Origin of the sequence: Methylobacterium sp. J-092, from assembly GCF_022829325.1 — a bacterium.
Lineage (GTDB): Bacteria > Pseudomonadota > Alphaproteobacteria > Rhizobiales > Beijerinckiaceae > Methylobacterium.
This window is the reverse complement of sequence record NZ_JAKSXU010000222.1, coordinates 1-10,470: the sequence shown is the minus strand read 5'-3', so window position 1 is coordinate 10,470 and position 10,470 is coordinate 1. Positions and strand designations below refer to the sequence as shown.

Sequence of the window (10,470 nt, the reverse complement as noted above, 5' to 3'; positions counted from 1 at the left end):
GCGCGAGCCTGATCTGGTCGCCGGTGAAGGACCTCGATATCGGTGTGGAAGGCCTCTACACCCAGATCGGCGTCAAGAACGGCCGCGTGATCGACACCGACAAGGATCCGACCGCCTACTCGCGCATCGCCGCGATCAACGCCGGCGGCGCCGTTCGCACCGCGACCAGCGACGACGTCTTCCAGGCCAAGGTCCGCGTCCAGCGCGACTTCTAATCCAACTTGCTATGTGCGCGACCTCCATTGGTCGCGCACATACTCGCCTAGAGAGCCGAGACTTACTCAAGGCCCAGCTACGAAGCTGGGCCTTTTGCTTTTTCGACGCCTTTCTTATTCGTGTTTCGCTAGGGAGCAATCCCCAATCGGGCTCGGATTGCACGGTCTCCCAACAGAACGCTTTGCCGGTCATGCACGGATGGCCCAAGGGGATGCGCGATTGCAACGACCTTTTCCTCACCGACACTGATGACCCCAACGTTGAAAAGGCCTAATTTATCTCTAAGCGATAAAAGATCGTCAATTGATACCCAACTTGGCGCGCACAGGTAATACTGAGCAAAAAATGTTGCTTCAACAGCGGCTTTCAGGGCCGCTTTTGTTGCGACCTGTGAATTGACATCTCCATAAAATCTCAGCCCCTCGAATGCCACGATTTGAATTTTATCATCAATCACGAAATCGATGTAAAAGTTCGGATGACAATAAGGATAGCGCCCAGGCCAAAGCTTGAGTGCGCCTAGTGGCGAATTCATCTCCAAATTTAGGATCTGCCGGAGGGTATTTTCGCTGGATAGATTTTGAAATAACTTGTCTGTAAAGGCCTTAGACGATTGAAGGCCGGCGCTCATCGCAGAAATATTACTACCAGGATAGTTTCTAACTCGATCATAGTGATTGCGCAGCTGACGCAATGTCAATTGGTCCGTACCGCGGACTATTCTTTTGGCTTCCTCTGCATTTGCCTTTGCAATGCGAGTAATTACTTCAAGATTTGACATAGGCCATTCGAGCGCATGGGACGGCAACTCATGCAAACTGATAAATTTCTTGATGGACGCGTATGTTCTTATGCCAATCCACAGTTGGCTTGTTGTGTAGCCGGTCAGATGTGCAGCCACTTCGACCCATGGCCTACCTTGGTCGTCGACGCTGCCTGCTGACATGAGATCGCGAAGAGCTTCCACAATGAGGGGCCAAGGCACTTCTCTAGAACGTGCGTCGGTAAGCACCTCTATCGGATTCATACGAACTTCCGTCGATGTAACAGCCGTTTGAGCGATAGTGGTTCTATATCAAGTCGCCGCCTCCGGCTGCGTAGGCGCGTTGCCAAGGTCGCAAAAGCCATCGTTCTTGGTCGCGTCGCCCTTGCGCTGCTGCTAGGCCACCGCGTTAATCGGGTCTAAGCGTTCCTCGAGCGCGCTTAGGATCGGCGCACCGCCAAGTCACGCCGTCGCCGCATCTAGCGTCGGAAACCCGACAATGACGCCGTCGAGAACGACGTTGTGGCTGTCGGCTGAGAAGAGATCGAGGTTGCCCACCTCGGCATAGGGCGTCGTTCAGGTCCGGGACGGCAAGCCCGCGCGCCCGTCGCCTTCCTCGACGCCGATCATGGCGCGACACGCCCGACCATACTGATTCGGCTGCCGGGTGCCGACCTCCTGTTGGTGATCGCACGTCTGGGTCATGCGGAGATACACGTCATAGAGATCGGCATGCTTGCTGACCCGCTGTCGGAGGCGAGCCTAGTCGTAGGTGCCGCGCCGCTTGCACGGCGTACACTCCACGACGAGCCGTCGCCCGCGGAGATCGCACAGGCGCTCTATCAGACCGCCACCGCGATCGGCAGCTCGCCGACCTGCGTCGTGGAGCGCGGCGTCTGCATCTCGAACTTCGTGCTTCACGTCCGCTTGTCGACAATACCAACACGCGCCGGCACGACGCTGCCGCGGCCGAAGAAGGCGTTGCCTGCGTCGATCACCACTCACCAAGCCGGGTACTCAGCCCACTCGTCGAACATCGCGGTCGCGTTCGCCGACTGGATACACCCGAACAAAATCAAGCGACGAGGATGGCTGCAGAAGTCCCTGGGTGAACTGGTTAAGCGGACCGTGCGCCAGAATGGCCTGAGGGATGAGAGGATTTCTGGATGTCGCCCGCCTCCTGGACCATCGCCGCGGCAAGAAGGCGTGCGCGCTCGGCCCAGTGGTCCCGTTCCGTCTGCAGGACCTCCATCTGGTCCTGGTGCAAGGCCAGCGCGACCTGAAGCGCGTCGATCTCCGTCCGAAGCTCGCTCGTGCGTTGCCGCTCGCTCGCCAGGGCGGTCTTGAGCACGGACAAGGCGGCGTCCGCCGCACTTCCAGCCGAGCCCGTCGCCTCGCCCCGCGGGCGGGCGCGCGGACCGACGAACGCGATCGGGCCGGCCGGAACCGCGTCGGGCGCCGGCGGGGTTCGGTAAGCCGCCCCCTCGGGCCGAAGCTGCGAGATCTCCGTTCGCAGCTGCTCGACGTCGAGGCCCATTGCTGAGGGTACCTCGGCCGGCGAAGCACTCGCCGCAGGGGCCGGCACTCGCTCCTCCTCCAGCACGAGCCCGTGCAACATCGCGAACACGGCGTCGCCGTCCAACCGCGACAGGTCGAAGCCACTCTCCGCCGCCAGCCGGCTGAACTGCGCCTGTCCCCCGGCGGACTGTCCGACGAAGGCCATCGACCAGTTCGCGAAGCTGCGCTTCTCCGTCGGCCCGCATTGGAGGACCGTCACGTCGCCGTGCCGATCGTCGCACTGGATCCGCTCGAACGTCTCCTCAACCTGCCGGCGCGGCCCTTCCAGCACCTGGGCGAACGCGCCCGCATTGAACATCAGCGCCCCACTTACATCGGATCGAGCGTTGTTCCGCTGCGACGCGGCGAGGATCTGCGTAATCGACGCCTTCGTCTCGGCCTCCGACCCCTGGAGCAGGTTCTTGCTCGCGTAGACCAGGCGATAAAGTTCGCTCATTGTGGCCATCCAAAAAATTGAAGGGTTACGCTTCCGCTTTGTAGCTTGCGAGGAAGCTTATGAGGTCGTCGGCCGGTATTGGCCTGCTGATGAGGTAGCCCTGCACGTCGGTACAGCCCTCTTCGCGAATTCGCTGCATCTGCTCCGGAGTCTCGACGCCTTCTGCGACCGTCGTCATGCCGAGGCTCCTGCCGAGGCCTGCGATGGCTCTGATGATCGCGTCGCCGTCCGGCCTGCCCGACAGGTCCTTCACGAAGGAGCGGTCGATCTTGATCTTGTCGAAGGGGAACGAGCGCAGGTAGCTCAAGGAAGAGTAGCCGGTGCCGAAGTCATCCATCGACACGCGGACGCCGAGTTCGCGCAGCCGATGCAGAGTCCGCAATGTCTTCTCGTTCTCCTGAAGCAGCACGCCCTCTGTGATCTCGACCTCCAGGCGCCGGGCGGGCAAGCCCGAGCCGGCAAGCGCCGACATGATCGTCTCGACCAGGCGGTCGCTCTTGAACTGGGCCGGGGACACGTTCACGGCGACCGACATGTGCGCCGGCCAGGTCATCGCGTCGCGGCAGGCCTGCCGGATGACCCAGTCGCCGATCGGCACGATCAGGCCGATCTCCTCGGCCAGCGGAATGAAGTCGAGGGGGGAGATCGTCCCGCGCTCGGGATGGTGCCAGCGGATCAGGGCCTCGCAGCCAATCAGCCGATCGCCGTCGAGCTGCATCTGCGGCTGGTAGTGCAGCTGAAACTCGCGGCGGGCGAGCGCCTGACGCATGTCGAGCTCCAGCCGGCGGCGCGCCTGCATGCGCGCATCCATCTCGGGCTCGAAGAAGCGGTACGTGCCACGTCCATCGAGCTTGGCACGGTACAGGGCCAGGTCCGCGTTCTTCAGGAGCGTTTCGGCGCTATCTCCATCACTGGGCGCCAGGGCGACGCCGACGCTGGCCCCGATCGTGAGGAGATGCCCGTCGACCATGTAGGTTCGACCGATCAGGTCAACGAGGCGCCGGGCCAGGGCCTGCGTGTCGCTGGCTTCACGGACGCCAGTCTGCAGGATGACGAACTCGTCGCCGCCGATCCGCGCCACGGTATCGGTGGGCCGCACGGTTGAGCGCAACCGATCCGCGACCTTCTTCAGGAGCGCGTCGCCGACCGGGTGGCCGAGCGTGTCGTTGACGGGCTTGAAGCGATCGAGGTCGACGAGGAGGAGCGCACACTTTTCGCCGTTGCGGTGGAGGCGCACGAAGGCTTCTAAGAGGCGTTCCTGTAAGAGCAGCCGGTTCGGCAAGCCGGTGAGCGGATCCTGGCGTGCCGCCTCGTCGGCGCGCGCCTCGCTGGCCTTGCGCGCGCTGACGTCCTCAAGCGTCGCGATCCAACCCTGCTCCTCGGCGGGATTGAGCTCGACCTGCAGCGTGAGCCCCTTGGCTTCGACCTCGAACGAGACGGCCGTGCGAAGATCACGGGCCTCTCGTAAGGAGCGGAAGACCGCGCGCCGTGGTTTGGCAGTCCCGGCGCACAGCGCGCGAAGCAACCCCCTAGCGCTCGGTTCAGATGCGGATTTCGGCAGGAAGTCGGCCAACAAGCGTGCGGCCGGCGCATTCGAGACAATCGCGCGCCCCGCATCGTCGATCATCAGCAGCCCATGCCGGATCGCGTCGAGGTAGCGCGCCCAGGAGGGTGAAAGGATGCCCCCGTTCGACCGCAAGCTCCGCGAGGCCTCGCGCCGGACTGAGTCAAGGTAGTGCCGTTCAGCGCTCATGGCACAGGGGACTCGATCTCAGGCCGCTCGGTAAGCGTGCCGAATGGAAGTCCTCACTTTGTAGGGTAGAAGTGTTAATTCGAGCCTACATTTCAGCCCAGCTGTCTAATTTGAGTGTAACAATTGTTAGTTCCTTTCGGTGCCGTTCCTGAAGCTTTCTCGACAGTCTTCACCACCGGCCGCTTCCGCGGGCTGTTCCGCCGCCGATGCGCCATGAGCCGTAGGATTAGAACGTCCTCCTGCTGGTTCCGCAGCTTCTTCCGGCTCGACGGATCGTCGAGGATCCGGCGGGGCTTCGCGGCATCGGCTTCGCCTACTCACGGCGGCTGCGCGGCCGCCGGCGGTAGCACGCCGATGCTGGACAACTTGCCCGACAGACGATGCGCCAACAGGTCGACCGCTGCCCGCCATGCCATATAGTCGGCGCGCTCGATCAGGATCGCCTTCGCACTCTCCCGCTCGATCGCGCAGTAGGCGCCGGTGGGGTAGCGATCCTTGCCCTCGGCGCCGGAGATCTGCTCGACGCCATTTCGGACCACGTAGATGAGCGACTTGCCGGTGTTGCCGACGTCAGCCGACGGCTCCGGCGTGCGAGCGAAAGTCGGGCGACTACCCAGCCGGGCCTTGATCCGCACCAGGTCGAACAGCTGGCCCATGGACTGCGCCATGGCCGCGTGCTCGTTGAGGCCGGCAGGCAGGTGAGTGAGAAGGCCGAGATCGCCGTCGAAGCAGTGGCGCTGGAAGCTCCGGAGCTCCTCGACCGCGGCCTCGATCAGTAGGGCGTCGGGATGCGCCTCGCCCATGGCCGGCAGGAAGCCGGGCTCACGGCTGAAGTTCTCGACCCATCTGCCAAGCGAGTAGATCTTGCACATTGGCGAGATCGACGCGTACCCCTGAGGACCGAGTTCACCCCGCCCATCGCGACGCTTCGGTAGTTCCTCGCGGTAGACCCATGCCAGCGCGTCCTCGATGTCCATCACCCGCTTGTTCGGGATGGTGTCGCGGCGCGGGGCGTGGACGCGGCTCTAGTGCACGCCGGCGGCGTGTCGACCGGCCGGCATGCGGCGCTCGGGCGGAAAGGCGTGGGTGGCGATGCTGGACGATGCCGAAGCGGTCACAGTAGTCCCCGATGTCCTGTCCTGATCTGGAACGATTGGGCAACATCGGAGTGATCGAGCGGCAGTTCTCCAGGAGTCAAGTCCGATCTTTCGCAGAGCTGAACGCCCATCCTGTGGTGGTAAGAACGAGTTCGTCCAGAATGGCGCGTTGCGGCAAACGCTCGAATAGTCGAGGGGCGGAGCATGCTGAATCACGGCCGAACAGCGTCGCTTAGGCAGGCTGCGCACGGCTGATCCTCACATCCATCGTCAGAGGGGCAGATGGCGTCCCTTCGGGTTCGCATGTTTGTGCCCCAAGGACCGCGATGTCCGTTGGTTACCTCAGAGCTAATCTCCTCAAGCCGACCTCAGATAAAATTTCGAAGCCATAAGGCAGCTTCATTCATTTCTCCTTAGTAAGTCTGCCTAAAGCTGGGTCTTCTTTGTTCTCTAGAGCGCGCAATGCCCCAGCAAGAACTTACGATGGGCCGTCTCCGCGCGCGACAGCTCGAGGTTGTCGACCAACTCGCTCCGGCGATGATGCTCGCGAACGTCGCCTGCGCAGGTGCCTTCACTTTTCTCATGTTCGAGCATCACGCCAGCATCCTGCTGACGTGGTGTAGCGTCGTCACGCTGATGTCGCTCGGTCAGCTTGCTTTATCACTGCGTGCGAATGCTCGGCCGCCACATCAAACCGCTGCCGCTCGTGACATCCACCTTCTCAGCCTTCAAACAGTTATGATGGGGGTCTGCTTAGTCAGCGTGCCAGTCTGGTTGATGCCCCGCGTCTCCGGTCTGGAACTCGGCTGCGTGATCTGCCTCCTCACTGGTCTCCTTTGGGGGGGCAGCATCCTCCTAGCCACAGTGTTGCCTGCAGCCGTCATTTATATCGGCCTCGTAATGACGGCCACCATTGCGGGCTTACTGATATCGAGCTGGGATGCACCGCACCTGTATCTGGCGGGATTGTTCGTGATCGGCGGTGGAACCGCGATCCGGAGCGTTCGACGTCAAGTAAAACAGTTCGCCGCCGGACAGCGTCAGCAATACAACTTGGAACAGCAGGGTGAGGTCATAGCGCTACTGCTGCGCGACTACGAGGAGCAGGCCAGCGATTGGCTATGGGAAACGGACGCAGAGCATCGCTGCCATAGCTCATCACCGCGGTTTGCGGAAAAGCTCGCCCGGTCCCAAGACGCGATCGATTCAACCTCTTTGGTCGCCTTGCTGCAGGACGTCACTGCCGCAGATAACACCGAAGCTTGCGATGCGCTTCAAGCGCACATAGAGGCGCGTCGCCCATTTCGCGACCACGTCGTCCCCGTGGTCCAGAACGGGGATGCCTACTGGTGGTCGCTGTCCGGGCGCCCCTTACTCGACAAGAATGGCACATTTCGGGGATACCGCGGCGTCTGCGCCGATATCTCAGCCGCCAAGCGCGCTGAGGCCCGAGTGGCGCACCTTGCCTACTATGATGCCCTGACCGAGCTGCCGAACCGAATGCTCTTCGGCGAACGCTTGGCACAGGCGTTGCGCGGCGTTGAGCGTAACCCTCTTGCCGTGCTCAGCCTCGACCTCGACGGGTTCAAAGCCGTCAACGATCGCCACGGCCACCCTGCCGGCGACCAGCTGCTCATTGCCGTGACCGACCGTTTGCAGGCCGAGCTCGACGGCACCGACATGCTTGCTCGCTTCGGCGGCGATGAGTTCATGATCCTCGATGCCGCGGATGCTAATCAAGGGTCGGTCGAAGCTCTTGCGCAGCGCTTGGTCCGATGTGTGAGTACACCGTTCATGATAGGCGGCGAGGATGTCTCCATCGGCCTCAGCATCGGCATCGCCTTCGCTCCATCGGATGGTGATACGGCCGAAGAGCTGTTGCGAAACGCCGACGCCGCACTTTACCGGTCAAAAGCAGACGGGCGAGGGACGTTCAGCTTCTTCGCGCCTGAAATGGATCAGAAGCTTCAGGAGCGGCAGCGCCTCGTGCACGATCTGCGCACCGCTCTCGCACACGGTGAACTGGTGCTGCACTACCAGCCTTTCGTCGAATCCCAGACCGCAACGATCACCGGCTGTGAGGCACTCCTACGCTGGCAGCATCCGAAGCTTGGCATGGTTTCACCCGTCGACTTTATCCCCCTCGCGGAATCAAGCGGCTTAATCATCCCGATCGGAGCGTGGGTTATCGCAGAGGCTTGCCGTGAAGCCGCAAGCTGGCCGGTCAACCGTCGGGTGTCGGTGAACATTTCAGCGGTGCAGTTCCGGACCCGTGATCTGCCGCATATCATCCTAGCCGCCCTGACCCACTCGGGCCTCGCGCCAAGTCGGCTGGAGGTCGAGGTGACGGAGGGCGTCCTGATCGAAGACGCCGTTACCGCCCTCGACATCCTGCGGCAGATACGTGCTCTCGGCGTGCGCATCGCGCTCGATGACTTCGGCACAGGCTACTCGTCGTTGAGCTACCTGCGGAGCTTCGCCTTCGACAAGGTCAAGATCGACCGGTCTTTCGTGAAGGAGTTGCCATCGCGCCGCGACAGCCAAGTTATCGTTCAGGCCATCCGTGACATGGCGCATGGCCTCGGCATGACAATCACGGCCGAGGGGGTGGAGACGGAAGAACAGGCCGAGCGGTTGCGTGCAACAGGATGCGAAGAGCTGCAGGGTTACCTCTACAGCCGCCCGAAAGCGGCTAGGGATTTAGGCAGGTCACCGGACATACATCTTGTAAGCGATTTTACGAAATCGAAAGCGATATAGCGAAGATGAATAGTATTCATTGAACATACGATAGAACATAACCTGTTATTATTAACGCTCCCAATGGTTCACCCTGCGCTTTAGCTCGAAATCTCGGTCAGACTTTTGGATCGACGAGTTGACACCATCCGCGATCTCGCGCGCAGCACGATCGCGGATCAAATCCGCCGTTGAGGCTTTCCAACCACGGCCGGCGCATAGTTCGGCGAAGCTTTCCTTCTGGGCTCGGCATCGGGCCCACCCCAGGAGAATGTTACGCTTCAGTGCCCATGCTGTCGGGTCGGCTAGTGCACTGACGCACTCAAATGGTGCACGATACGCAGTGATTTCCGCTTCTATCAAAGCTACTTAGCCACTCGCCTTTGAAACGTCCGTCCGCGTCAGTGCACTAGTGAAAAATTGTCGTTCAGCCAATTGAGTGGGCGGATTTCTGCTGCGCTGCACGTCCGAGCATCTGTAGCAAAAGCGCGTTTCATCCAGAGCAGGACGTCGACGCTCGTCCAGCTCGGGGTGTGACCGAGCCAGCCGGGGAGGAGTGGGTCGGGACCTTCGGCACGGTCGATCATCCAGCTCAAAATCTTGGATCTGGCACTCGGAACAAGACGACTGGGCGCTCAAACGCTTTTGTGATCGTAGAGCCGCGCTAAAACGTTCCATTTACTACAACATTCAACGCCTGCAAAATCCGATTTGCGCAATATTCCCGCATGCCATCTCTGCTTGTATCACTAATTGATAACCAAGCGCTCAGCTTCATTGTTGCTGGAGCGACTATTTGCGCCTTCAGCGCATGGCTGGTCGTGTCCCTTATCCACTATGCGGAAATCAGCAGTACAACCACCCGGCGATGGTGGATGGCTGGAACAGCCGTGGTTGCGGGCACGGGTGTCTGGACGACCCATTTCGTTGCGATGCTCGGGTACCGAACCGATCTCGTCTTAAGCTACCCTTTGCTACAACGATGGTCTCCGCCGCTGCTGCAATCGTTACAGTTGGCGTACCTCTCGCTCTATCGATTGTATGCCCGCGCGGATGGATGCGCTTTGTTGCTGGAGCTGCGTCAGGGCTCGGTATCGGCGTAATGCACATCAGCGGGATGGCTGCGTTGGAAAACTGCGGTCAGGTCCAGTCCCTTGGCTTCAACCTCTTCGCTTGCTCGATCGGTGCCATCTGCATGGCGCTCGCGCGCGTGAGACCGAGGCGAACTGTGTCACGACTGGCAACAGCATCCTTGATCGTCATCGCGGTTTGCGGGACGCATTTCGTTTCCATTGCAGGCACGGTCCTGACCGGGGAGCAGGTCGATCAGCTTCAACCAGGCGTGCAGGCCTCGCTCAGCATCCTCGCCGCGACGGGTGCCGCGATCCTTCTGTTCGGCACGCTCCTCGCCCTGATCGCAGCCAAGCGCTTCGACACCCAGGAAACCGCCCACGCCCGCGTTCTTGCAACCGCGCTGCAGAACATGTCGAACGGGATCCTCAAGGTGTCTGCAGCCGAGGTAGTGGAGCTCCACAACGAGCGCCTTTGCACGATGCTCAAACTCGCGCCGGATGACATCGTCCGAGGGATGAGCTTGGCAGCCTTTCTCCAGCGGGTCGGTCGGACGAATGGCTGGGATGCGGACCGCGCCGCAAGGGTACTGGCAAACCACCGAGCCTGGATGGCCAAGGACGACGAGACTCGTGTCGAGCACAGCTTCGATGACGGCCGGATCCTCTCCATCGCCTGCCAGCCCATCGAGGATGGTGCGGTGCTCACCTTCGACGACATCACGCAAGCAAAACAGGCGCAGCGCGAAATCAGTCTGCTCGCCTATCACGATCCGCTGACAGGCTTAGCCAACCGCCGGTCGCTGATCGAACGTCTG

General features: G+C 61.3%; 7 protein-coding genes and 1 pseudogene. 4 read left to right on the top strand and 4 right to left on the bottom strand.

The window, feature by feature from the left end; all coding sequences use genetic code 11:
• Positions 1 to 215 (top strand): annotated as a pseudogene (locus tag MKK60_RS28000) (porin); the annotation flags it as partial.
• A gap of 128 nt (positions 216 to 343) precedes the next feature.
• Here the strand turns inward: MKK60_RS28000 and MKK60_RS27995 are convergent.
• The 4 genes from MKK60_RS27995 to MKK60_RS27975 form a co-directional block, all read right to left on the bottom strand.
• A complete protein-coding gene (locus tag MKK60_RS27995; RefSeq protein WP_243989323.1) occupies positions 344 to 1,243 on the bottom strand; it encodes a hypothetical protein in 900 nt (299 codons plus the stop codon).
• Positions 1,244 to 2,096: 853 nt separating this feature from the next.
• A complete protein-coding gene (locus tag MKK60_RS27985) occupies positions 2,097 to 2,993 on the bottom strand; it encodes a BLUF domain-containing protein (RefSeq protein WP_243989322.1) in 897 nt (298 codons plus the stop codon).
• 25 nt (positions 2,994 to 3,018) lie between these two features.
• Complete coding sequence (locus tag MKK60_RS27980; protein WP_243989321.1) at positions 3,019 to 4,746, bottom strand: putative bifunctional diguanylate cyclase/phosphodiesterase; 1,728 nt, start codon at positions 4,744 to 4,746, stop codon at positions 3,019 to 3,021.
• A gap of 317 nt (positions 4,747 to 5,063) precedes the next feature.
• Positions 5,064 to 5,723 (bottom strand): hypothetical protein, encoded by a 660-nt coding sequence (locus MKK60_RS27975; protein ID WP_243989320.1) that lies wholly within the window; start codon positions 5,721 to 5,723, stop codon positions 5,064 to 5,066.
• 603 nt (positions 5,724 to 6,326) lie between these two features.
• Here MKK60_RS27975 and MKK60_RS27970 point away from each other — a divergent pair.
• From MKK60_RS27970 to MKK60_RS27965, 3 genes are all read left to right on the top strand, one after another.
• Positions 6,327 to 8,603 (top strand): putative bifunctional diguanylate cyclase/phosphodiesterase, encoded by a 2,277-nt coding sequence (locus MKK60_RS27970; protein ID WP_243989319.1) that lies wholly within the window; start codon positions 6,327 to 6,329, stop codon positions 8,601 to 8,603.
• Positions 8,604 to 9,310: 707 nt separating this feature from the next.
• Positions 9,311 to 9,685, top strand: a complete 375-nt coding sequence (locus tag MKK60_RS28795) for an MHYT domain-containing protein (protein WP_409567465.1) — start codon at positions 9,311 to 9,313, stop codon at positions 9,683 to 9,685.
• 149 nt (positions 9,686 to 9,834) lie between these two features.
• On the top strand, positions 9,835 to 10,470 hold a 636-nt coding region (locus MKK60_RS27965; RefSeq protein WP_243989318.1), incomplete at its 3' end, for a PAS-domain containing protein.